The organism is Allostigmatella hybrida (assembly GCF_020103775.1).
Taxonomy (GTDB): Bacteria; Myxococcota; Myxococcia; order Myxococcales; family Myxococcaceae; genus Hyalangium; species Hyalangium aurantiaca.
Genome location: NZ_JAHXBH010000009.1, coordinates 93,784 through 118,025, shown reverse-complemented (window position 1 = coordinate 118,025; position 24,242 = coordinate 93,784). Strand labels below are relative to the sequence as shown.

Genomic DNA, 24,242 nt, shown 5'->3' with positions numbered 1-24,242 from the left:
CGGCGGGAGCCTCGTTCCCGCGCGTCAGCGGGGGCGGCGGGGGCCCGGAGGCTTGCGAGGCCCCCGGCTTCCGGCCGCACTGGGGCGGCGGGAATCCCAGGAGGTCTCCGTCCCCCGCTTCTTGTTCTTGTTCCAGTCGGTGAACCCCTTGCCGCCTCCCTCGCCGCCTTCGGCGCGGGGGGCCCGGCGGGCAGGACGGTCCGCTCCCGCGGCACCACCGAAGCGGGGCGCGCGCGGGCGTTCCGGCCCCTCACCGCGAGGCTTCCACTCCCGGCGCTCGGGACGGCCCGCGCTTTCGCCACGGGGGGCGTAGGGCTTGCGCTCGGGACGGCCTGCGCCTTCGCCACGGGGGGCGTAGGGCTTGCGCTCGGGACGCTCGGAGCCCTCGCCACGAGGCTTCCACTCCCGGCGCTCGGGACGGCCCGCGCCTTCACCACGGGGGGCGTAGGGCTTGCGCTCGGGACGGCCCGCGCCTTCACCACGAGGCGCGTAGGACTTGCGCTCGGGACGGCCCGCGCCTTCACCACGAGGCGCGTAGGACTTCCGCTCGGGACGGCCCGCGCTCTCGCCACGGGGCGCCCAGGACTTGCGCTCCGGACGCTCGGAGCCCTCACCGCGAGGCGCGTAGGGCTTGCGCTCGGGACGGCCCGCGCCTTCACCCCGGGGAGCCCAAGCCTTGCGCTCGGGACGGCCCGCGCTTTCGCCACGGGGCGCCCAGGACTTGCGCTCGGGACGCTCGGAGCCCTCACCACGAGGCGCGTAGGGCTTGCGCTCGGGACGGCCCGCGCTTTCGCCACGGGGGGCGTAGGGCTTGCGCTCGGGGCGGCCCGCGCCTTCTCCACGAGGCTTCCACTCCCGGCGCTCGGGGCGGCCTGCGCCTTCGCCACGGGGCGCGTAGGGCTTGCGCTCGGGGCGGCCCGCGCCTTCGCCACGGGGGGCGTAGGGCTTGCGCTCCGGACGGCCCGCGCCTTCACCGCGAGGCGCGTAGGACTTGCGCTCGGGACGCTCGGAACCCTCGCCGCGAGGCTTCCACTCCTTGCGCTCCGGACGGGCACTGCCCTCCTCCTTCTTCCACTCCGCGCGGCGGGGACGATCGCTGTCCTCCTCGTCCTGGGGCGCGGGCCGGGTCCGGTCGAAGCGCACCAGGCGGCTGCCACCCTCCTCCTTGCGAGCCGTCTTCCCAGCCGGTTTGCGCTCCGGACGCTTCGCCGCGGCGGACCGGGCAGGCGCCTTCTTCGCGGCGGCCGGGGCCCCATCCCCCACCTCGAACCCCTCGTCGTCGTCGTCCACCTCGAAGCCCGGGGCCGCACGCCCATGCCGCCGGGGCGGCAGGTTCAGCTCGCCCTCGGGGGGGGCCGTGCGCGCCTCGGCCACGTCCTGCAGCAGGCGCACCTCGGTGGCGGACAGCGCGCGCAGCTCACCCGGGCGCACGCCACTCACGCCCACCCCGGCGTAGGCCGGCCGGAACAGGCGCACCACGGGGTGCCCCACCGCGGCGCACAGCCGCTTGATGAGGTGGGGCCGCCCCTCGGCGACGACGATCTTCAACCACGTGTTGCGCTCGGCCTGCTCGAACAGGTCCACCGACAGGGGGGTGGCCATGCCGTCCTCGAGCCGCACGCCGCCGCGCAGCTTCTCCAGCGTGGCCCGGTCCGGCACGCCCTTCACCTTGGCCAGGTACGTGCGCGGCACCTGGAAGCTGGGGTGCGTGAGCTTGTGCGCCAGCGCCCCGTCGTCCGTGAAGAGCAGCGCGCCCTCGGCGTCATAGTCCAGGCGGCCCACGGGGAAGAGCCGCTTGCCGGTGGACTCCACGTAGTTGGCCACCGTGGGCCGGCCCTGGGGGTCCGACAGCGTCGTCACGACGCCGGCCGGCTTGTACAGCAGGTAGTAGGAAGAGGTTTCGGGCAGCGACACCAGCTCGCCGTCCACGCTGACCAGGTCCGTGCCGGGCTCCACCCGGCTGCCCAGCTCGGTCACCTTCTGGTTGTTCACCATCACCCGGCCGGCGGTGATGAGCTCTTCGGCGTGCCGGCGCGAAGCGACTCCCGCGCGGGCCAGGTACTTCTGCAATCGTTCAGCCATTCTCGTGATGCCTTCGTGCCCGTTATTCGGGCTTGGGCCCCGGGCTCCCCTCTTCGGGAGGTGCCGGGGGCGTGTTCGTCAACAGGCCGCTGGTGGCCTTCTGCGTCTTCTCGGCGGCCGCGATGGCCTCTTCCAGCTTGTCCAGCGCGGCCTCTGACGCCGCTGCGTTCTTGTCCAGGCGCTTCTGAAAGCCTGGGTCCGACAGGGCTTCCACCGTGCCGGCGGCCCCGGGCACCGGCGCGGCTTCCTTCTCGACGATTTCCCGGTGCTCCTGCGTCAGCTCGTGGAATTCCCGGAGCGTGGGCAGGGAGGCCAGGTCCTTGAGCGCGAAGAACTCCAGGAATTCGCGCGTGGTGCCATAGAGGATGGGCCGTCCCACCTCTTCCTTCTTCCCGAGAATCTTTACCAGCTTCCGGTCCATCAACGCCTTGATGACCGCTCCGCAATCCACGCCGCGGATGTCCTCCACCTCGGGCCGGGTGACGGGCTGCCGGTAGGCGATGATGGCCAGCGTCTCCACCGCGGCCCGGGTCAGCCGCTGCGGCTTCACCCGGAGGTAGCGCCGCACGTATTCCGCCGAATGCGGGTCCGTGCGGAACTGCCACCCGTCGGCCACCTCGTGCAGGACGATGCCGTTGACGCCATCCCGGTGGATGCCAGAAATCTGGTTGAGCGCCTTGGCGATGAGCTCCCGGTCGATGCCGGTGCTCTCGAAGAGCTGGTCCACCGTGAGCGGCTTGTCGGCCACGAACAGCACGCTCTGGAGCACCGTGCGGATGCGGTCCTCGGACAGCCGGCGGCTCTTCTGGACGAGCTTCTCGAAGGACGTCTCCAGGTCCGGCCCGGCGTCCTCCTCGATGGCGATGGCCTCCACCTCGTCCAGGTCGCTCTCGCCCCCGGGCCCGGTGACGGCGGCGATCTCGTCCTCGGAGAAGGGCCCGGGGCCCCCGGGTGTCCCAGCGGGCGGGCCTGCCGGCGGTCCTTTGTCCGTCTTCCTACCGGTAGTCACTCTCGTCCACCTCCGTGGGGACCAGACGCTCCAGGGCGTCGCCGTTGGCGGTCAGGATGATGTCCTTCAACGGTTCCTCTTGAACCACGCGGATGAGGCGCCGCTTTACCATCTCCAGGATCGCGAGGAACGTCACAACGACTTCCTGCCGCGTGCTGGCCTCGGTGAACAGGCTCAGGAACACCACCTGGCCCTCGGCGCGCACCCGCTCGGCCACCTTCAGCAAGGCATCCGAGAGGCTCACCCGCTCCAGCACCACCTCGTGCTGCACCTTGGGGACCAGCCGTTCGAGCACCCGGTCCAACGCCTCAATGAGCTTGAGGACCGAGAACTCCTGCAGCCCCACCTCCTCCTCGGGGATGGGCACCGCCTCCACCGGCACGTTGCGCGTGTACACGTCCCGGCCCAGCAGGTCCTGCCGGGCGAGCTGCTCCGCCGCGTCCTTGTACTTTTGGTACTCCAACAACCGGCGCACCAGCTCGGCGCGCGGATCGTTCGCCTCCTCCACGGCTGCCTCGGTGGCCTCCAGGGGGGCGGCCTCCTGGCGCGGCAGGAGCATGCGGCTCTTGAGGTGTGCCAGGGTGGCGGCCATCACCAGGAACTCCCCGGCGATGTCGAGGTTCAGCTCCCGCATCCGCTCCAGGTATTCCAGGTACTTCTCGACAATCAGCGCGATGGGGATGTTGAAGATGTCGAGGCGGTGCTCCCGGATGAGGTGGAGCAGCAGGTCCAGCGGACCCTCGAAATTGGGCAGGGCAATCCGGAAGGCGTCCCCGGGCGAGCGGGGCACCTCGGTGTCGCCGGAGCCCTCTTCGGGCGGCTCCCGGCGCTCATCGGTCACCGGTCATCCTTGGGGAACATCGGACTGAACCCCTTAGCAGTGGCCTCCCAAGGGGTCAAACTTTCGACCGCCCCGGGCCAACCTCAGGAGATACCCACCGCGCGGCGGACCTGGTCCATCAGGGGGGCGGCCTTCTCGCGGGCCCGCCGGGCACCATCCTGGAGGATGCGATCCAGCTCGGCCGGGTCCTTGAGCAGCTCCTCGCGGCGCTGGCGCGCGGGCCCGAAGGTGGCGTGGAAGGCCTCCAGGAGCAGCTTCTTGTACTCCCCATAGCCCTTGCCCCCGGCGCGCCAGGTGGCATCCGCCGCAGCGAACTCGGCTGGCGGCAGCATCACCTTCATCAAGTCGTAGAGCGCGCTGCCCTCGGTGGGCTTGGGGGCCTCCACCGGGGTGGAGTCCGACTTGATGCTCATGAAGCGCTTCTTGATCTCCTTCTCGTCCCCGAAGAGGTCGATGGTGTTGTTGTAGGACTTGGACATCTTCTGCCCGTCGATGCCCATCACCGTGGCGGTGTTCTCCTGGAGCCGGGCCTCGGGCAGATTGAGGATGCCGGGCGCGTGGCCCTTCTCCTTGCCCTCGGGGTCGGCCGGGTCGTACCCCGGCACGTAGGTGAGGTTGAACTTCACCGCCCAGTCGCGCGCGAACTCGATGTGCTGCACCTGGTCCTTGCCCACGGGCACCGCGTCCGCGCTGTACAGGAGGATGTCGGCGGCCATCAGCACCGGGTAGGCGAAGAGGCCGAAGTCCGCGCTGATGCCCTTGGCCGTCTTGTCCTTGTAGCTGTGGGCCCGCTCCAGGTTCGCGTGCGGCACCACCGTGCCCAGAATCCAGTACAGCTCCGTCACCTCGCGCACGTCGCTCTGCCGGAAGAGGATGGCCCGGCTGGGGTCCAACCCCAGCGACAGGTACGCGAGCGCCGCCTCGCGGGTGAACTCCCGCGCCTTGGCCGGATCCCTCACCGTGGTGAGCGCGTGCAGGTCGGCGATGAAGTAGAGCGCCTCGCCCTCGCTCTGCAGTTGGATGAACTGCCGGATGGCGCCGTAGTAGTTGCCGATGTGCAGCCGTCCCGAGGATTGAACGCCGGAGAGAATCCGCATGGGTGAACCGCCCGCTTCGGGAAAAGGGAGGGGCCCTCGTTCGCATACCCGAAGCCCACACTGCAACCGCCTTTTCCCCCGGACTCCGGGTGCGCTGGAGAACACCCCACGTTCGTCAATCAACGCAGGGGGGCACTTCCCACTGGATCTTTGTGTCCACTGCATAAAAAAGGCTGAAATTTCAGTGGGTTGTGAAGCGGCAGGGGGAACGCTAATCTCATCTGTGTTGCGCGCAGGCCGCCGTCCGCCTGGGAGAGAGGTCGAATGGAGCACTTCAAGGGGAGCTTGAGCCACTACCCGATGGACGTCACGGTGCCGGCCCTCCTGGCTCGGAAGGTCGAAGGCACCCTGCGCGTGGAGCGTGGCGCGGTGGCCCGGTATTTCCTCTTCCGCGACGGCTACGTGGTGGGCGAGAGCTCCAATGTGCCCGCCGAGCACCTGGCGCAGGTGCTGGTGGACCTGGACATCCTCGATGCGCCCCGGGCGGCGCTGGCGTACGAGGCGGCGGAGCTGGCGCGGCTGCCCTACGGGGCGTTCCTGGTGCGGCAGCAGTTCGTGGAGCTGTCCCGGCTCCAGGAGGCGCTGGAGCACAAGGCGCGCGAGGCCTTCTTCGACTGCTACAACTGGGACTCGGGCGAGGTGGAGTTCACCCTGCAGATGCCCTCCCTGGAGCAGGCGGTGGAGCTGAAGCTGTCCCTGGCGAGCCTGCACCGGGACGCGCTGGAGCGGCTGCGCGAGTGGAAGGTGTTCCGGGAGATCTTCACCGGCATGGACACCACCTTCCGCGTCTTCCACGAGTACGCGCTGGGCAGCTTCTCCGACGAGGAGTCCTCGCTGCTGAGCCGCGCGGAGGGCGGCGCCACGCTGGCGGAGCTGCTCGCCTCGGGCGCGGAGCCCCGCATTTACGTGGCGCGGCGGCTCTTGCACCTGTACCGGCGCGGGGCCATCTCGCCCCACGTGGACCGGCACTCGCAGATCGGCGAGGCCGCGGACGTGCCGGAGATGCTCTCCGTGGCCCGGCGGTTCATGGAGATCGGCAAGTACGAGCACGCGCTGGAGGTGGCCGCGCAGGTGCTCGAGCGGGGTCCGGTCCAGGAGGCGCACGCGCTGTACCGTGCGGCGGAGGTCTCCCTGACGCTGGCCTCGTGTGACGAGCTGTTCGCGCTGGATGGGCGGCTGCACTTCGAGCCCCTGCCCCGCCCGCTGCCGCCCTCGCTCACGGCGGACGATCTCTACCTGTATTCCAAGCTCCGGGGCACCGGCACCATTCGCCAGGCCTTGCGGACCGCGGCCATGGGGGAGGCGGCTGCCTCCCGGTCGATGCACCGGCTGCTGGCCATGGGCCTGCTGCGCATCGCCCCGCCGCTGGATGACCTGGGGCCGCAGCGCAAGACGGACCCCTACGGCTTCCTGCCCACGCTGGAAGTCTGAGCCTGCGGGCGGGCCCTTCCGGGGGCCCGCTCAGCCGTACAGCCGCCGCAGCTCGATGCCCTCGCGCAGCATCTGGACGTCCGGGTAGACCGTGCCCAGGTCCAGCTGCACGTACGTCTTGTGCTCGTCCAGGAGCGCGAAGCTGGTGGAGACGCACAGCTGCTCCAGGCCCATGCGCTCGTAGCCCTCGCGCACCACGTCGTGGCCGTAGATGGCGATGCGCCCGCCCAGCGTGGCCAGGAACGCGCGGGCCTGCTCCGCGGTGGCCATGCGGCTCCAGAGCATGGGGCCCAGCACCGTCTCGCGGAAGAACTCCTCGATGCCCCAGCCGAAGTAGCCATCCAGCTTCACGTTCTCGAGCTGGGCCAGGTTCTTCAGGGGCGCCGAGGGCGCCGCGTGCAGCAGGACGACGCCGTTGGGGGCCGCGGCCACCAGGGGCAGCTCCTGGATGAGGCGGCGAAGCGCCTTCACCTCCTCCGGGCTCATGCGCTCCTCCAGCACCTGGGCCTCGTCCGCGTGGAACTTCGCGGTGCGCGGGCCCCCCACGTGGGCGTGCTCGTGGTTGCCCATGAGGCAGTGGACGCGCCCCGGGAAGCGGGCCTGGGCCTGGAGGAAGGCCTGGATGACCTGGGGCGACTCGTCCTTGTAGGGGGTGCCCAGGTAGTCCGGCCAGTGCGCTTCCGTGACCGGGTCCGGCCCGTGCACCATGTCTCCGGTGAACACGAGGAGGCTGTCCTCGGGCGAGCGCTCCAGCAGCGTGACCATGCGCTGAAAATCCCGCAGGTTTCCCTGGATGTCGGTGGCGACCAGGAGCCGGCCGGAATCCGGAAGCCTGAGGAGGCGGGAAGTCACGGCCCCCAGCCTAGATGCTGCGGGGCCAACCTCAAGTCCCTGGCCTCCGGGCTGGCCCCGAAAACTCAGACATCCCCTGCCCGGGCGCTGCCGATTGTGGGCGAGCGGACGAATTGGCTGTCTGTGAATGAAAACGTTTCGATTGTTTTCGGGCGCCGAGGCCTCGAAGACTGAAACACCAACACGGACCCAGAGTGAATGACGGTGCGCGTCATTGTCGAGCGGAGAATTCACTCAGGGTGCGGGTTTTCCTGCCCTTGAGGCGCGCCCTGTAGACATGACGCGGCAAGTCACGGCAGGGCAATGTGAATGTTTGTATCGGACTGCCCTCCGGTGCCGCAACGCGTCAGTTGATTCACATTTCCCGGAACTGGAGAGTGATATAAACTTTTTTATCGGGTCTTACGGACTGGTTCCCGTTTCCCGACCTTCAAGAAAAGAGTCTGAGATTATGAAACCTGGCTGGAGCGCCGCCTGGAAGCGGCTGGTTTTGGGAAGCAGCGTTTGGGCCTTGGGGCTGGGCGCGGTGAGTTGCGTGGTGGACGACACCCAGGCCCCGGAAGAGGCCGAGGTGCTTCAGAGTGAGGCACCGCTTGAGTCCTACGGCTCGCGGACGCTCACCATCGCGGGCCAGCCGTTCACCCTCACGTGGGAGGATGACTTCGGTGGCGACCTGAACAAGGGCCAGCCCAAGTCCCTGCTCAACAGCGCCAACTGGAAGAAGGAGAACCTGGGCGTCAACTTCGAGCAGCAGGCCTATACGAACCGGGAATGTGTCACCCATCCCACCAACTGGAACTACTGTGTGGAGAACGGCAAGCTGACGCTGCTTGCCCGCAAGGAGCCGCTGGACTGCGTCGTGTGGCAGCAATGTACCGCCACCAGCCAGTGCGGCACCAACGGCACCTGTGCCTCCACCGGCTACTGCGTCTACGACCAGAACCGCAACGGCGTGTTCGACCATGAGGAGTGCGCGTCGGCGGATGGCATCTCCAACTTCCCCGCAAACGGCCAGCAGTACACCTCGGGCCGCATCAAGAGCGACGAGAAGGTCGAGTTCCGCTACGGCTACATCGAGTTCCGCGCGCGCATGCCCTTCGCGGATCTGCCCGCGGGTGCCACGCCGCCGAGCGGCATGTGGCCGGCCATCTGGCTGCTCGGCGCCAACGGCGCCATCGCCAACGGCACGCGCGACGACAGCGTCGGCTGGCCGATGAACGGCGAGATCGACATCATGGAGTACACGCAGATCAAGGAGAACAGGGCGCTCTACCCCACCAACGAGGCCATGGGCTTCAACGCCCTGTGGCGTGAGATTCCCGAGGCGGGCGAGATGGCGGCGGCCCCCGGTGGCTGGCAGGCCAACGCGTGCAGCGACTGGCCCAACGGCGGCGATGCCAAGTGCGACGGGGACGTGGGCGGTGCGCGCGCCCAGTGGCCGGGCAAGACCCTCGACTACCACCAGTGGCACACCTGGGGTTTCCTCTGGGACGAGAAGGGCTTCAAGATCTACATCGACAACATGCCGTACAACGGCGGCACGCCCGTGGGCACCTTCACCAACGGCGACAGCTCCACCGAGTTCCAGCAGCCGATGTACCTCATCCTGAACAACGCCGTGGGCGGTGAGCTCGGGTGCCTGGGCTGGTCCAGCCGCACCTGCACCTCCAGCGCGCAGTGCGCCAACGGCGCGGCGTGCTCGGGCGGCAAGTGCCAGGAGACCCCCAGCTCGTGCATCAACATCGACTGGGCGGCCCACGGCGACAAGGCCAAGCTCGAGGTGGACTACGTGCGCTGGTTCCACCGCAACTCCGGCTACCCGCAGGCCCCCCGCGCCGCGTGCCAGGACGGTGATGGCAACGGCACGGCCGACAACATCATCCGCAACTGCGGCTTCAACGAGGACTACACCTACCACCGCAGCGACCTGTTCTTCGACGGCGGCCAGGGCCTCACCGACATCAACAACGAGGGCGGCTCGCGCGGCTACGTGCAGTGGGTGCGCATCGACAACAGCGGCTGGCAGCCGCACAGCGTGCAGATCCGCCAGGAGGGCTTCCAGCTCAACGCGGGCACCACCTACAAGTGGAAGGTGGACGTGAAGTCGAGCGTGGCCCGCACCCTGCCCATCAAGATCGCCCAGCCGGCGGCGCCCTACGGCGTCATCGCCACCTTCAACTGCAACGTGGGCACCGGTTGGACGACGTGCACCGGCCCGAACTTCACCCCGCAGGCCACGGGCATCTACAAGTTCGAGATCACCGCGGGGGGCAACGCCGCCTTCAACGGCTCGCAGATCTGGGTGGATGACATGTACCTGGCGGCCACCACCAACGCCTGCCAGCCCGAGTGCACGGGCAAGACGTGCGGCAGCGACGGGTGCGGCGGCGTGTGCGGCTCGTGCCGCTCGGGCACCACCTGCGGCAGCTGGGGCCAGTGCACCGCCTCCTCCGGTACCTGCACCCCGTCCTGCTCCGGCAAGACGTGTGGCAGTGACGGCTGCGGCGGCACCTGCGGCACCTGCTCCACGGGCAACACCTGCAACGCTTCCGGCCAGTGCACCCCCAGCACCTGCACCCCGCAGTGCTCCGGCAAGGTGTGCGGCAGCAACGGCTGCGGCGGCACCTGCGGCACCTGCGGCTCGGGCACCACCTGCAACACCTCCGGCCAGTGCACCCCGTCGACGCCCACGGCCGTGCGCCTGGAGGCGGAGAACGCCACGCTGACCGGCTGCTTCGCCGAGGCGGGCGGGGACAGCGGTGGCAAGGTCGTGGCCTACGAGGGCAACGACACCATCTGCTGGAGCAACGTCACCCTGACGGGCCGGACCTCCGCCACGGCGCACGTGGGCGCGCCCTACGCCAATGGCCAGGCGCAGCTGAAGTTCAACGGCACCGTCATCGGCACGCTCAAGCTGGCCACGGCGACGGGCGGCTGGAGCAGCCCCACGCTGACGGACATCTCCACCGGCATCTCCGCCAGCGGCACGGGCACGCTGTGCCTGGCGGGTGTTACCCACGCGAACGGCTGGATCTTCTCGGTCGACTACCTCGACCTGAAGTAGCCGTCTCCGTCCGCAGTCTGTCGTGCTTCACCGCGGCCCGTCCCTCTCTGGTGTGGTTTGCTGGAGGGGGATGGGCCGTGCCGCAGTCGAGTCTGTCGTTGCTGTTCCACCCCTCGTAGCCCTCCCCTCCCTCTATGAATCCAATCCCTCATCTCATCCAGGGCGCGCGAAGCGCCTGGAGCCGGTGGGCGTGCGCGTCCACGGGCCTGTTGCTCGTGGGCCTGATGGCGCTCTCGCCAGCGGCCGCGCAAGCCCAAGTCAATCTTGCCAAGGGCAAGCCCGTCACCGTGTCCTCAAGTGACGGTGTCTTCATAGGTCCTTCCGCCGTGGACGGCGATGGGGGCACGCGGTGGAGCAGCGGCTTCACCGACAACGAGTGGATCTACGTGGACCTGGGCGCCTCCACGGCCATCAGCCGGGTGACGCTCAACTGGGAGACCGCCTACGGCAAGAGCTACAAGATCCAGCTCTCCACCAACGCGACGAGCTGGACGGATGTGGCCACCGTCACCAACGGGGACGGCGGCCTCGACGATTTGACCGTGTCCGGCACCGCCCGCTACGTGCGCATGCTCGGCGTGCAGCGCGCCATCGGCTACGGCTACTCCCTGTGGGAGTTCGAAGTCTACGGCAGCGGCGGCACCACCCCCACGGGGGATCTGGCCAAGGGCCGGCCCGCCACCGCCTCCAGCACCGAGAACAACGATCCCAACCTCGCGGCCACCTACGCGGTGGACGGCAACGCCGGCACGCGCTGGTCCTCGGCCTCGCTCGATGCCCAGTGGATCCGCGTGGACCTGGGTTCGGCCCAGCAGATCGGCCAGGTGGTGCTCGACTGGGAGGGCGCCTACGCCAAGACGTACTCCATCCAGGGCTCCACGGATGACGTGAACTGGACCACCCTGGCCTCCATCACCAGCGGGGCGCCGGGCCGCGAGGAGATCAACGTCTCGGGCACCGCGCGCTACGTGCGCATGCTCGGTGGCGAGCGCGGCACGGGCTATGGCTATTCGATCTGGTCGTTCGAGGTCTACAAGTCCGGTGGCGGCACCACGCCCCCGCCGCAGACGAGCAACCAGACCATCAAACTGACGTTCCCGGATGTGGCCTACGCGAAGATCAACGTCTCGCCCACGCCCCTCAGCGTCTCGCCCACGCCCCCTGAGGGCATGGCGACCCCGTCCGTGGTCAACAAGGGCGTCTTCACCTACACGCTCACCTTCCCGCCCAACACCACGGTGACGATGTCCAAGAACCAGTACTCGGGCTCCGTGCCCAACACCGACATCCGCCTGGTGGTCACCACGTCCTCGGGCACCCAGCGCGCCCAGACGGTGACGGCGCTCGCCGTGCAGGACGCGCTGTGGCAGGTGGAGGTGTTCTCCACGGGCACCACAACGCCTCCCCCCGGCGGCCCGATCATCCCGGATCCGTACGTGCGGCCGGCCCCGCCGCCCACCACGGGCGCGTTCGCGCTGAGCGCTCCCGCCGAGGGCGCGATGATCACCACCACCCGTCGCCCCACGCTCTCGTGGGCCGCCGTCACCGGCGCCTCCAGCTACAAGGTCTACGTCAACATCACCCGCAACGACTATGACTGGATGGCCCCGGGCAACCTGCTCAACCGCTTCACCGAGGTGGGCAACGTCACGGGCACCTCCTTCACGCTCAACCAGGACCTCGTCGACCGGTGGACGTACAAGTGGTACGTCGTGGCCCAACTGTCGGGCGGGAGCACCAGCCGCTCCAACCTGCGCACCTTCAGCGTCTACCTGCCCAAGGTCGAGACCGCCAACGACGGCGTGAACCTCATCAACGGCGCGCGTGACATGAACAAGAACGGCACGATCGAGCCGTACGAGGATTGGCGCAACCCCATCGCCACGCGTGTCAATGACTTGATGGGCCGGCTGACGCTGCACGAGAAGGCGCTGCAGCTGTTCTTCAACGCCAAGGAGTTCCCGGGCGCGGGCTTCACCATGGGCCCCCTGTCCACCGAGGACATCACCAACTTCCAGGTGACGGCTGCCGGGACGCGCCTGGGTGTCCCCATTGTCGACGCGGGTGACTCCATCCACGGCTTCAAGACGAGCTGGCCCACGCAGCCGGGCCTGGCCGCCTCGCGCAACATCCAGAACGCCTGGGAGATGGGCGACATGCAGCGGCGCGAGCAGATCGCCGTGGGCAGCCGCGGCACCCTGTCGCCGCTCGCCGAGGTGGGCACCAAGGTGCTCTACCCCCGCATCCAGGAGGGCAGCGGCGAGGACGCGGATCTGGCCGCCGGCCTCACGCGCGCGCTCATCGCCGGCCTCCAGGGCGGCCCCGAGGTGAACCCCCACTCCGTGTGGGTCACCACCAAGCACTGGCCGGGCCAGGGCGCCGGTGGCGAGGGCGGCATCGTCTACGACGGCACCTCCATCCACTACCACATGCGTCCGTGGCACGCGGCCATCGAGGCCAACACCTCCGGCATCATGCCCGGCTACGCCGGCAGCTCGCTGCTGGGGCCCGAGGGCGGCGGTGCCGGCGACAACGTCGGCATCCTCAACTACCTGCGCCAGAACATGGGCTACAGCGGCATCATCTGCACGGACTGGCTGCCCGACAGCGCGTGGATCAACGCCGCCAAGGCGGGCTCCGACGTGATGGGCGGCGCCAACCCCGGCCAGATGGGCAACTTCGAGACGGCGGTTCCGCTGGCCCGCCTCGATGAGGCCGTCCGCCGCGTGCTGGACCTGAAGTTCCGCCTGGGCGTGTTCGAGGACCCGTACCGCGAGGGCGCCGCCGGCACCTCCGCGTGGCACACCGCGGAGAACAAGTTCCTGGCGCGCCGCGCCGCCCAGGAGTCGCTGACGCTGCTCAAGAACGACGGCGCCCTGCCGCTGCGGCTGGCGGCCGGTTCACGGATCGTCATCGCGGGCCCCCGCGCCGATGATCCGGCCGGCATGGTCACCTGGCGCTCGGACTTCCACGGCACCGAGTTCGGCGATCCCACCATCTACCAGGCCCTGAAGGCACGCGCCGAGGCGGCGGGCATCACCGTGTACAAGGACGCGGCCCCTGCAGGCGTCACGCCCAACGCCGCCATCGTGGTGGTGGGCGAGAGCTACTTCACCCACGGCACCGAGTGGGACAAGGAGAAGCCCTACCTGCCGGGCGATCCGATCGGCCCCGCGCACGACGCGAAGTGGGGAGACCAGTACGGCGTCATCACCAGCTTCAAGTCGAAGAACATCCCCACCACCACGGTGCTCATCCTGCCGCGCCCCTACATCCTGACGAACGTGGTGCCGCAGACCAACGCGCTGCTGGCGGTCTACCGGCCGGGCGACATGGGCGGCTACGCCGTGGCCGACCTGCTGTTCGGCGACGTGCTGCCCCGGGGCCAGCTGCCCTGGCAGCTGCCGCGCTCCATGGCGCAGATCGGCACCGACGTGCCGAACAACCAGTTGGAGAAGTGGGACCTGCCGTTCGACCTGGGCGCCACCGAGGCCCAGCGCACCACCATCCGGCAGAAGATCGCCGCCGGTGAGCGCATCCTGCCCGTCTACGGGGATCCGCTCTTCCAGTATGGCGCGGGCATCCAGGGCTTCGGGCTGACGGACGCCACCCCTCCCGCGGCGTTCACGCTCCAGACGCCCGCCAACGGCGCCACTATCACCGGCACGCGGCCTCCGTTCGCGTGGACGGCGAGCAGCGACGCGCAGACGGGCATCCAGCGCTACGAGCTGTTCATCGACGGCATCCTCATCCCGTCGGCGACGACCAAGGGCACCACGGCCGAAGTGCCGGGCCTGGCGCTCTCCAATGGCGCGCACACCTGGTACGTGAAGGCGTACAACTGGGCCAACGGTTCCACCACCTCGGCCACGTTCAGCTTCACGCTCAGCGACACCACGCCCCCGGCGGCCTTCTCGGCGCTGGTGCCTGCGGCGGGCTCCACGGCCTCTGCCAATCCCACGCAGTTCATCTGGGAGCAGACCTCGGACGTGGGGGCCGGCGTGTCCAAGTACGTCCTCATCGTGGACAACGTGGACCGCACGCCCGCCATCACGGGGACGGCCTACACGGGCATCACCACCAACCTGGCGCTGGGCAAGAACGCCGTGGCCTCCTCCACCGAGTTCGGCAGCCCGAACGACGGTGTGGATGGCAACATGGCCACGCGCTGGTCCAGCGTGAACACGGGCACCAACCCGGACGCGGCCACCTACACGGTGGATCTGGGCGGCGTGTACTCCCTCAAGCGCGTGGTGATTCACTGGGAGGCCGCGTACGGCTCCCAGTACGTCATCGAGGCCTCGCTGGATGGCACCACCTGGAAGGCGCTCTACACGGAGAACGTCGGCAATGGTGGCACCGATGACCTGACGGGCCTGAGCGGCGTGGGCCGGTACGTGCGGATGCGCGGCGTGAAGCGCTTCACCACGTTTGGCTACTCGTTCTGGGAGTTCCAGGTGTATGGCGTGGGCACGGAGCAGACCTCGGTGAGCGGTCTGGCCGCCGGGGCTCACACCTGGCGGGTGCGCGCGGTGGATGGCGCCAACAACAGCACGCTGTCCAACGGGCCCCTCTCCTTCACCAAGTAGTCGCGGGCGAAGGAGCGGTTTCCGGAAGTGAGGAGGGGCGGCCCGGCGAGGGGCCGCCCCTCTTTTTATGGTTCCCCGGAGAACGATGGATTGTAAGCAGCGCCCGTCTCAACGGGTGCCATCTGGATTCCGGTTCAATAGACACGGGAAACAGGAGCAGGACCATTCGTCCCACCATGAAACACGAGCTGATCGCTGTGGGAGGAGCCGCCCGGCTGGCGGATTCAGAGCAGGCCCGGCGCGCCGTTCAGCGGTTCGCGGGGGTGGGTGCGTGCGCAGTCAACCTGTCCCTGATCTGCGCCTTCTGGGGGCAGTGGCGTGTGGTCGGCCTCGTTGTGTGTGCCGGCCTGTGGCTGACCCTGTTCAACACCCTCATCTTCGACTGGCTGTCCGCGAGGTTCTTGTCTCTCGGGGTGGACGCATTGCGGATGGGCGTCAACGCGGTGGGCGTGTGCGCGGTGGGCCTCTCTACCGGGTGGCACGCCCTGCTCTGGGTCTTCGTTCCCTACAACATGTTCTGGTCCTTCGGGGTCGGCCGGTGGGTCCGGCTGCGCATGGTGGTCTACTTGGGAATGGTGAACACGGTGGCGCTGCTCACAGGGGCCGATCCTTCCATGGCGCTGGCTTTCTCCCTGATCGGCATCATCGGCTACCTGGTGTCCGAGCGCCGTGTGGAGATGTTGCGCGAGGCGATGGTGCAGCTCGATACCGCCCACCAGGAGATGCGGCGGATGCACGAGCGGGCGCTCAAGCAGGAGCACCTCTCCAGCCTGGGACTGCTCGCGGCCGGTGTGGCGCATGAGATCAACAACCCGATGAGCTTCGTGACGAGCAATGTCGGCTCGATGCTCCGGGACCTGAAGGAGGAGAAAGCGCTGTCCGAGGCGATGCGCGAGTACGTGGACGACGTGTTGCCGTCCACGCTGGATGGCATCCGGCGGGTAAACTCCATTGTCGCGGACCTGCGCCGCTTCTCGGGAGGCGGGTTCGACCACCACGTGGACTACGACTTCAACGCCGAGGTGGAGATGGGACTGCGCATCGCGCAGGTGCAGCTCGGCCATGTCCAGGTGGAGAAGGAGCTGGGCGAGGTCGGCCGGGTCGTGGGCCATCCGAGGCAGCTCGTCCAGGTGCTGGTGAACCTCATGGTCAACGCGGGGCAAGCCACTGCCCCCGGCGGACGGGTGCGCATCACCACGCGCCGCGAGGGCGAGCAAGTGCTCGTGGCGGTGCGGGACACAGGGGCGGGCATGTCCGAGGAGACGAAGCGGCGGCTATTCGAGCCATTCTTCACCACCAAGGCGCCCGGGGTAGGCATGGGGCTGGGACTCTCCGTGGCGTATGGAATTGTCCGGGCCCACGGAGGCCACATCAACGTGGAGAGCGAGTTGGGTAAGGGAACCGTTTTCACCCTGGCACTGCCACGCGTGGCGCCCGTGGCGAGTCTGTAGCACCTGCTGGACACTACGGGATGGTCAGAATCGTGGCCCTGAGGGGCTCCTGGAGGCCCTGGCAGAGCTGGATTGGTAGCCGATGCCCACAAAGGGGGCGCTCCGCGCACAGATGGCCTGTCACGGTAGGCCGTTTACTCGGACATCACACTTGGGAAATGGTGAGAGGTATATATAATGCACTACTTAGGTTGAGTCTGTACGAGAGGAAAGGCGATACGTGTGGCTTCCAAAGTGAAGGCCGAGCAAGTTTTTGGTATCCGAACAGAACCGGTTCTTAGCTATGTAGAGCGGGCTAACGTAGACGGCGCTTTCGAGCATGCTCTAAAAACGGATCATCACATCGTTGTCTATGGCTCTTCCAAACAGGGCAAGACCGCTCTGCGACAGAAGCACCTTGATGACCGCAGAGACTGCGCAATCGTGCGTCCATCGCCGCGGACAACCATTGAGGGCATTTACTCCTCAATTCTTCGCAGTGCTGACATCAAGATCGAAACGGTCGAAACCTCCCGCACGGAGACTGGGGCGACAGGGAGGGTCAAAACTGGATTCAAAGCACTGCTTCCCTTTGTTGGTGGTGCTGACGCCTCGGTGGAGGGAGAGGCGAAGCGCTCAAAGCAGTTGGAATTCCGCTACGAGTTCATTGGATACGATTTCAGCGAGGCGCAGTCGATTGGCGAACTGTTGCAGCGAGTGCGTTTCAAAAGATATGTCGTAATAGAGAACTTCCACTATCTGTCCGCCGAAACCCAGAAACAGCTTGCATTTGATCTCAAAACTTTTCATGAGATCGGGATTCGTTTTATTATTCTCGGAATCTGGCGCGAGGCAAACCTCCTTCTTCAGTTCAACAATGATCTGCAAGACAGGATTATAGAAATTCCCGTCGAGCCTTGGCTTTCGCAAGATCTAAAGACCGTTGTCGAACGGGGATGCCAGAAGCTCAACATCGAGATTACATCAGTAATTGTCGATAAGTTCATCGAGAGCGCCTATGGCAACGTGGGTTTGTTTCAAGAGTTCTTGAAGATTTTCTGCCTCCACTGTGGCGTCAAGGAGACTCTGGATGCCAAGCAGACTCTTTCTGCCATGATGGCCGTCAAAAGCACCTTCGACGACAAACTGCGGGACCAGCGAAATACTTTTCTGCAGAGCCTAACGGGTATTGCAGCTAGGAGTCGGACTCGGACTGACACCGACTCCCTGATTCTTCCTTACTACTTGGTCAAGGTGATTCTTCAGGTCGATCTTCAACAACTCCGTGATGGGATCGACAAGAAAACTCTACTGGAATTGCTCCGCAATGCTCATCATCGCGAGGATAAGTCAACGATTCGGAACGGCGATGTGACCAATCTGTTGAACCACCTTCCTTCGCTTCAGGAAAACATGCAGCCACCACTGTTGTATTTTGATGGTAATGCGCGGCGCCTCAAGGTTGTTGATACTCGCCAATTCTTTGTACTCGCCAGCGTTGATCGGAAAGAGTTGGAAGAAGAGATTCCAAGTCCACTTGAAGACTGACAGCCGTGTCAGTTGATTGTTTGATTGTTGCTTGCCAAGACAAACCCCGTAGGAACGCCCCGGGGTTTTTGGTGGCGATTTTCTCAGAGCCTATCGTGACTCTCTCGGGCCGCAGGTTCCCCCAGTGTGCTCAGGGGGCTGCCTCCCGTTTCCACGGGCCCAGGCGCGGGGGGGAAGGCGGAGAAACAGCGCAGAAAGCACTCGGCCAACCCTATGCCCCCGGCTTGCGCCGCTTGGGGCGTGGGGGGGCTGCGGTCTCGCTGCGCGGGTGGTGCTCGTCGTAGACGGCGCGCAGCCGGGCGCTGTTGACGTGGGTGTAGATCTGCGTGGTGGCCAGGTCCGCGTGGCCCAGCATGGCCTGGACGGCGCGCAGGTCCGCCCCCCGTTCCACCAGGTGGGTGGCGAAGGAATGGCGCAGCTTGTGCGGGGAGATGGGTTTGCGGATGCCCGCCTTGAGCGCATAGCGCTTCAGCAGCTTCCAGAATCCCTGCCGTGTGAAAGCTCCACCCCTCGGGGTGATGAAGAGCGAGCGCGATTGGCGCTTGCCCAGCAGGTGCTGACGGGGCCCGCCCAGGTAGGCCTGCACCTTCTCCGCCGCGATGCTGCCCACCGGGACGATGCGCTCCTTGCTCCCCTTCCCCTTCGCTATCAAATACCCCGCGCCCAGCTGCACGTCGTTGATGCCCAGCGTGCACAGCTCGCTCACGCGCAGGCCCGTGGCGTACAGCAGCTCCAGCATCGCCTTGTCCCGCATGCCCGTGGGGTTGCGCTCGTCCGGGGCGGCCAGCAGCTGCTCCACTTCCTCCAGCGTGAGGAAGCTCGGCAGCTTTCGCGCCGCGCGCGGGGTGTCCAGGTCCTCGGTCGGATCCTTCTCCGCGTGCTTCTCGGCGATGAGGAAGCGGTGAAAGCCGCGCACGGCCGCCAGGTGCCGCGCCTGGCTGCGCTTGGACAGGCCCTTCGCCCCCAACTGTATCAGGTGCGCCGTCACGTCCTCTTGCTTCGCCTTCGCCGCATCCAGCACGCCTCTGGCGCGCAGGTCCTCGAAGTAGGCCGTGAGGTCCGCCGCGTAGGCGTCCACCGTCTTGCCGGACAGCCCCCGCTCCGCGCGGATGAAGGCGATGAACGCGTCCAGGTACCCTTCCAGCCCCCCACTCACCGCTCGCCCTCCGCGCGCTTCCTCGCCTCCGTGGCCGCCTCCGCCTGCGCCAGGGCCGCCAGCACCCAGGGCCACCCCAGCATGGAGTTGCCCGGCGACTTGAGGCAGGCGTTGGCCACGTCCAGCACCTCCTTGGGACGGGTGCGCGCCGCCAGCGCCAGGTGGGCCCGCAGGAAGGGGTAGCGCAGGTAGCCCAGGTTGTGGTGGAGCACCGGGGACCAGCGCAGCGTGGGCCGCCCCGTCCACCGCTCCACCGCGAAGGCCACCGTCTGGAGCAGCACCTCCACGGGATAGACGAACAGGCGGAACGCGGCCCCCAGGTACATGACCAGCGAGCTGGCCGCCACGGCCCCGCCCACGTGCCACGCCCCGCCCGAGCCCCACACGAGCATCGGCACGAGGCTCAGCACGATGGCGCCCACCTGCACCCGGTTGACGGACAGCCCCTGGCCCCGCGCGAGCCCGCCGATGCTCCCCGCGCACACGCCGCCCACCAGCCCCAGGCAGCCGCCCATGATGGCCCCGGCCAGCCCCCCCATCCGGGGCCCGAAGGCCTCCGCCACCACCACGTGCAGGCCCACCAGCATGGCGAGGCTCGCCAGCATCCCCATGAGCACCCCGGCCGCCAGCCCCGTGGTGAGCGCCAGGAACAGGCCCATCGCCGAGCACAGCACCGCCGTCATGCCCCAGCCCGCCGCCAGCGGAATCCCCAGCGCATGCAGGCCCAGGCCCAGCGCGAAGGTGAGCACCGGCGACACGCCCAGCAGTAGCAACAACATCCGCCGCACGTACGCCCCCGCGGCGCGGTTGCCCTCCCCCTGCTCGCGCCAGAGCTGGCCGATGCGGCCGCCCGGCGTGCGGATGCCCGCGCCGTGCAGCCGGTAGTGCAGGTCCACCGGCCGCCACAGGAGCAGCCACAGCAAGGCCAGGGGTCCGGGGACCCGCTTCGGAGCGTCCTGTGCCACCTCGTGCGAGTGCTCGGTCCCCACAAACTCCCCTTCCCTAGGTGTCCAGCCGCCCCTTGCCCTGGCGGAGGATCTCGATCGAGTCGCCGATGAGCGACACCACCGTGGAGGCCTCCATCAGCGTCACCCCCCCATCGAGGATGAGGTCCAACCCGTGCCCGAGCTGCTCCTTGATGCCCCGCGCGTCGATGAGCGGCTCGTCCTCTCCGTCGCTCGCGGAGGTGGTGACGAGCGGATGGCCCAGGCCCGCCGCCAGCGCGCGCGCCAGCGGGGCGTCCGGCACGCGGATGCCCACCTGCTTCTGCCGCGTCATCATCATGTCCGGTACGATCCGCGTGGCCTCGAGGATGAAGGTGAAGGGCCCCGGCGTCAGCCCCTTCATGGTGCGGTAGGCGAAGTTGCTCACGTGCGCGTACTTGGCCACATCCGACAGGTCCGGGCACAGGAAGGACAGCGGCTTCTTCTTGTCCCGTGCCTTGAGCTGGTACAGCCGCTCGATGGCCTTCTTCGACAGCAAGTCACACCCCAGGCCGTAGTAGGTGTCCGTGGGGTAGGCCACGAGCCCCCCGCGGGACAGCACCTCCACGGCCCGCGCCACGTGGCGCGGCTGGGGGTTGTCCAGATCGACCTCGAGAATGGGTGCCGCCATCACATGCCTCCTGGGCTCCCGGAGATTACCTCCTTACGCTGTCCTGGGGCGCTCGTCTGCCCGTGTCTCGCCGCTGCGCTCCAGGGCGCGCCGGGTGAGCACCGGGCCCACCAGCTCGTGCGTGGTAATCATCGCCACGATGAGCACCTCCACCTGGGGGCCAAAATCCGGGAAGGTGCGGGAGACCAGCGCCGCCAGTCCGAAGGTGACGCCCGCCTGGGAGATGAGCCCCATCCACAGGTAGCGCCGCAGCCGGGGGTCCTCCGCCGGGGCGAAGCGGCGGCACGCCAGGAGGATGGCCACCGCGCGCAGCACCACCAGCAGCAGCGCCGCGGGCCCCACCGTCACCAGCGTGTCCAGCTTCAGCCCCGCCCCGGCCGCCGCGAAGAAGAGCGCGAACACCGGCAGGCCCGCGAACTGGATGGCGTGGTGGATGTTGCGGCTCTGGCGCTCGTCCAGGTTGGCGATGAGCGCCCCGGCCGCCAGCGCCACCAGCAGGGGCGAGAGGTGCAGCTGTGCCCCGCCCTCGGCCGCCGCGAAGCAGATGCCCACCAGGAACAGGGGCAGCTCCCGGTTCACCCGCCGCATGTAGACGAGCATCCCCAGCGCCAGCACGGCCCCCACCGCCACCGAGCCGAACAGCTCCCACCCCACCCCGCTCAAGAGCCCCCCCACGTCGAAGCCGCCCCCGAAGCTGGCCCGGGTGACGCCCGCGGCCAGCGCGAAGGCCACCATCACGAACAGGTCCCCGATGATGACCAGCGCCATGAGGAACTCGGTGAAGGAGCCCCGCGCGGCGGTCTCCTGCACGATGGCGATCGTCACCGTGGGCGAGAAGGACACCACCACCGTGGACACCAGCGCGCTGACGGCCAGCGCCTGGGGCACCGTCATGGGCGCCAGGAAGGGCAACAGCGGCTTCAGGGCGAAGACGGCGGCGAAGCACACCGCGAACGTCACCCCGCACACGGTGGCGCACAGCACCGCCACCTTGGTGCCCACCCGGCGGATGAGCCCCAGGTGCAGCTCCGTGCCGGCCACCAGGGCGATGAGGCTCACCGCCAGCCCCTTCACCAGCTCCAGCCCCTTCACGCCCTCGCCCGGGATGAAGCCCATGGCGTACGGGCCCACGGCCACCCCCACCAGCAGGTAGCCCGTCAACCGCGGCAGCCCCACCCCCTTGGCCACCTTGCCCGCGAACAGCCCGCACAGCAGCAGCGCCCCGGCCGCCAGCAGCACCGGCGTGCCCGAGTCCTCACGCCACAGCTGCGCCCGGGAGATGCCCGCGAGCAACACCACCAGCAGCACCAGCCGGATGATGGCGCCGATCATGCCGCGCCCTCCGGGGCCTTCGGCTTCCCGGGAGGCTCCAGCACCCGGCGGAAGGCCCGGCTGGCCAGCACCTCGTTGATGATCGCCCCCACGGCGACGATGTCGAAGACCTGCTGGGAGAGCGTGCCCGGCACCAGCAGCAGGTACTCCGCCACCAGGCACAACGCCAGGCCCCCCTGGGAGATGAGCGCGTAGCCCAGGCGCGGGGGCAGCTCCAGCACGTTTGCCGCGTAGCGCCGCGCGAGCGCGCCCCCGAGAATCTTCCCCACGAAGCGCAGCGTCACGTACCCAGGCAGCAGCATCCACGCATCCACGTCCCGGCCCTGCAGGTGGCAGCCCACCAGGAACACCAGCACCAGGTACGCGGGCCGCTCGAAGCGCCCCAGGGAGCGCGCCACCTGCTCCACGGCCCGGCCGCCCACCAGCGCCAGCGTCGCCCCACACGCCACGCCCGCGAGCAGCGCGGACACGCGCAGGTAGGCCGCCGCGCCCCCCACGAGCGCCACGCCGCCCAGGGTGACGGCCATCAGCTCCGCGGGATCCTTCAGCCCATAGGTGAGGAAGGCGATGAGCGCCCCGCACATCATCCCCAGCAGCATGGCCAGGCTCACCAGCCCCAGCCCCTCCGCGGGGTTGGCCGAGGCGCCCAGCACCAGCGCCAGCGCCAGCACCATCAGCCCCACGCCATCGTCCAGGATGGTGAGCAGCGCCACGCCCAGCCCGTGCGCGCGCTCCATGCGCCCGCTGCGGTAGCCCAGCACGGCGAAATGGCCCGAGGAGAGGCTGGCCGCCGCGCCCAGGAGCGCCGCGCCGCCCACGGCCGTGGCCAGGGGCAGGCCGGTGGTGAGCAGCAGCACCGCCGCCAGCGGCACCGACACGAACAGGAACGCCACGCCCGCGTGCGCCAGGGCCGCCGTGAACACCCCGCGCGGCAGGAGCCGCAACAGCCGCGGATCCAGGTTCAGGCCCAGGATGACGCCCACCGTCCCCAGCCCCAGCGCCAGCACGGGCCGCAGGGACTCCAGGTTCGGGCCGGTGAGAATCCCGGCCTGGCCGGGGCCCAGCACGGCACCGAACAGCAGAAAGAGCAGTCCGCTGGCAGCCAACTGGGCCAGCCCCGGCAGACGTGCGGCGTCCAGAAACGTCCGGCTCGAAGCCAGCAGGGACAGCGCCGCGATGGCGAGGACGACAAGCAGCGCCTGCACGGTGCCGTGCTTACACCGCCCAGGGGGTGTTCGTCACTCTCGCCGGAAGGGGGGCGCGGAAATCACCGGAAGGGCGATCAGCCGGCCCATGGGAGGCTCATCCGCGTCCATCTCCAGCTGGACCCGGTTCACCAACCGTTCAATCTCCTCGGCGGATTGAGGCAACAGGCTCAAGAGCACGAGCCGGTCCTCATCCGCGCCAAGCGCCAGGCTGCGCAGCCCCGCGAACACGGGCACCTCGGCCGACAGCGCGGCCGCGGCGCTCCGGGCTCGCACCACCCACGGCTCCGGGATACCAAAGTCCCGGAGCCGACGGATGGCCCGCTCGAGCTGCTCCACCTGTTCGAGCATCGTGATGAGGAGAAACACGGCCCCGTCTTAGCGGGTCCGCGCCTCCCCGTCACGCTACTCGCGCTGGGGCTCCTGGCCCTCGGTGGGCACTGGGGCCACCGGGGCCGCCGCCGCAGGGGCGCTGCTCGCGGTCTCCGGCGCCGCGGCAGCAGCCTCGGGCTGGGCCATCGCCGCCCGGGCCGCGCGCTTGCCCTCTTCGATGAGCTTCTTCACCTTCTGCCCACCCTTGCGGCCGATCTCCTCGTAGAAGTTGGGCCCCCGCGTGGCCTTCACGCGATCGCCGCCCTTCTTGCCGATCTCCTCGTAGAACTTCGCGCCGCGCTCGGCCTTCACGGTCTCGCCGCCCTTGCGGCCAATCTCCTCGTAGAAGGAGCGGCCCCGCTCGGCCTTCACGGTCGCACCGCCCTTGCGGCCGATGGTCTCGTAGAACTCGCGGCCGCGCTCATTGCGGACGGTCTCTCCACCCTTCCGTCCCGCCTCGGCCACCGTCATGCTGCCCTTGTTGTCCTTGTCTGACATTTTCCGTCTCCTCTCGAATGCTGCCCGACGCCTCGCCTTAGTGCCCCGTGCCTCAAAGCTTGGGATGGAAGCGTCCCAATGCAAGCAAGCTCCGTACACCGCCAGCCGTTCGAACCCGACAC

The 24,242-nt window shown here is 68.3% G+C and carries 17 protein-coding genes; 5 read left to right on the top strand and 12 right to left on the bottom strand.

All coding sequences use genetic code 11. The features are described 5' to 3' along the window. Positions 1 to 24 precede the first annotated feature (24 nt). From KY661_RS17255 to trpS, 4 genes are all read right to left on the bottom strand, one after another. Positions 25 to 2,082 carry a pseudouridine synthase gene (locus KY661_RS17255; protein WP_225411236.1) on the bottom strand — a complete coding sequence of 686 codons (2,058 nt, stop codon included), beginning with the start codon at positions 2,080 to 2,082 and terminating at the stop codon, positions 25 to 27. A 22-nt stretch (positions 2,083 to 2,104) separates the two neighbouring features. Next, positions 2,105 to 3,091 (bottom strand): SMC-Scp complex subunit ScpB, encoded by a 987-nt coding sequence (scpB, locus tag KY661_RS17250; protein WP_225411235.1) that lies wholly within the window; start codon positions 3,089 to 3,091, stop codon positions 2,105 to 2,107. Beyond that, entirely contained in the window at positions 3,078 to 3,932 is an 855-nt protein-coding gene (locus KY661_RS17245; protein WP_225411234.1) for a segregation and condensation protein A, read from the bottom strand. The genes scpB and KY661_RS17245 overlap by 14 nt, the downstream gene beginning before the upstream one ends. Positions 3,933 to 4,015: 83 nt before the next feature. After that, positions 4,016 to 5,029 (bottom strand): tryptophan--tRNA ligase, encoded by a 1,014-nt coding sequence (trpS, locus tag KY661_RS17240; protein WP_225411233.1) that lies wholly within the window; start codon positions 5,027 to 5,029, stop codon positions 4,016 to 4,018. 264 nt (positions 5,030 to 5,293) lie between these two features. Between trpS and KY661_RS17235 the strand changes: the two genes are divergently transcribed. Then, positions 5,294 to 6,460, top strand: a complete 1,167-nt coding sequence (locus tag KY661_RS17235) for a DUF4388 domain-containing protein (protein ID WP_075005402.1) — start codon at positions 5,294 to 5,296, stop codon at positions 6,458 to 6,460. A 30-nt stretch (positions 6,461 to 6,490) separates the two neighbouring features. On the opposite strand, the gene KY661_RS17230 is transcribed toward KY661_RS17235, so the two are convergent. After that, positions 6,491 to 7,312, bottom strand: a complete 822-nt coding sequence (locus KY661_RS17230) for a metallophosphoesterase (RefSeq protein WP_225411232.1) — start codon at positions 7,310 to 7,312, stop codon at positions 6,491 to 6,493. 451 nt (positions 7,313 to 7,763) lie between these two features. Between KY661_RS17230 and KY661_RS17225 the strand changes: the two genes are divergently transcribed. From KY661_RS17225 to KY661_RS17210, 4 genes are all read left to right on the top strand, one after another. Further along, positions 7,764 to 10,376: a carbohydrate binding domain-containing protein gene (locus KY661_RS17225; protein WP_225411231.1), complete on the top strand. Its 2,613-nt coding sequence runs from the start codon at positions 7,764 to 7,766 to the stop codon at positions 10,374 to 10,376. Positions 10,377 to 10,510: 134 nt separating this feature from the next. Next, positions 10,511 to 14,965 (top strand): galactose-binding domain-containing protein, encoded by a 4,455-nt coding sequence (locus KY661_RS17220; RefSeq protein WP_225411230.1) that lies wholly within the window; start codon positions 10,511 to 10,513, stop codon positions 14,963 to 14,965. Positions 14,966 to 15,141: 176 nt separating this feature from the next. Beyond that, positions 15,142 to 16,416: a sensor histidine kinase gene (locus KY661_RS17215; RefSeq protein WP_225411229.1), complete on the top strand. Its 1,275-nt coding sequence runs from the start codon at positions 15,142 to 15,144 to the stop codon at positions 16,414 to 16,416. A 222-nt stretch (positions 16,417 to 16,638) separates the two neighbouring features. Continuing rightward, the gene (locus tag KY661_RS17210) at positions 16,639 to 17,943 is read left to right on the top strand and encodes a hypothetical protein (RefSeq protein WP_225411228.1); all 1,305 of its coding nucleotides are present in this window, start codon (positions 16,639 to 16,641) and stop codon (positions 17,941 to 17,943) included. Positions 17,944 to 18,154: 211 nt separating this feature from the next. Here the strand turns inward: KY661_RS17210 and xerD are convergent, their stop codons facing one another. From xerD to KY661_RS17175, 7 genes are read right to left on the bottom strand one after another with little or no spacing between them, the layout of a single operon-like run. Beyond that, a complete protein-coding gene (gene xerD / locus KY661_RS17205) occupies positions 18,155 to 19,087 on the bottom strand; it encodes a site-specific tyrosine recombinase XerD (protein ID WP_225411333.1) in 933 nt (310 codons plus the stop codon). 8 nt (positions 19,088 to 19,095) lie between these two features. After that, entirely contained in the window at positions 19,096 to 20,088 is a 993-nt protein-coding gene (locus tag KY661_RS17200) for a hypothetical protein (RefSeq protein WP_225411227.1), read from the bottom strand. A 13-nt stretch (positions 20,089 to 20,101) separates the two neighbouring features. Then, positions 20,102 to 20,713, bottom strand: coding sequence for an L-threonylcarbamoyladenylate synthase (locus tag KY661_RS17195; protein ID WP_093515293.1), 612 nt, complete (start codon positions 20,711 to 20,713; stop codon positions 20,102 to 20,104). A gap of 33 nt (positions 20,714 to 20,746) precedes the next feature. Further along, positions 20,747 to 22,045, bottom strand: a complete 1,299-nt coding sequence (locus KY661_RS17190; RefSeq protein ID WP_225411226.1) for a cation:proton antiporter — start codon at positions 22,043 to 22,045, stop codon at positions 20,747 to 20,749. Then, the gene (locus KY661_RS17185; protein WP_225411225.1) at positions 22,042 to 23,250 is read right to left on the bottom strand and encodes a cation:proton antiporter; all 1,209 of its coding nucleotides are present in this window, start codon (positions 23,248 to 23,250) and stop codon (positions 22,042 to 22,044) included. Before KY661_RS17185 ends, KY661_RS17190 begins: the two co-directional genes overlap by 4 nt. A gap of 33 nt (positions 23,251 to 23,283) precedes the next feature. Continuing rightward, positions 23,284 to 23,619, bottom strand: a complete 336-nt coding sequence (locus KY661_RS17180; protein WP_075005393.1) for a hypothetical protein — start codon at positions 23,617 to 23,619, stop codon at positions 23,284 to 23,286. Positions 23,620 to 23,655: 36 nt separating this feature from the next. After that, the gene (locus tag KY661_RS17175; RefSeq protein WP_225411224.1) at positions 23,656 to 24,120 is read right to left on the bottom strand and encodes a general stress protein; all 465 of its coding nucleotides are present in this window, start codon (positions 24,118 to 24,120) and stop codon (positions 23,656 to 23,658) included. Positions 24,121 to 24,242: the final 122 nt, after the last annotated feature.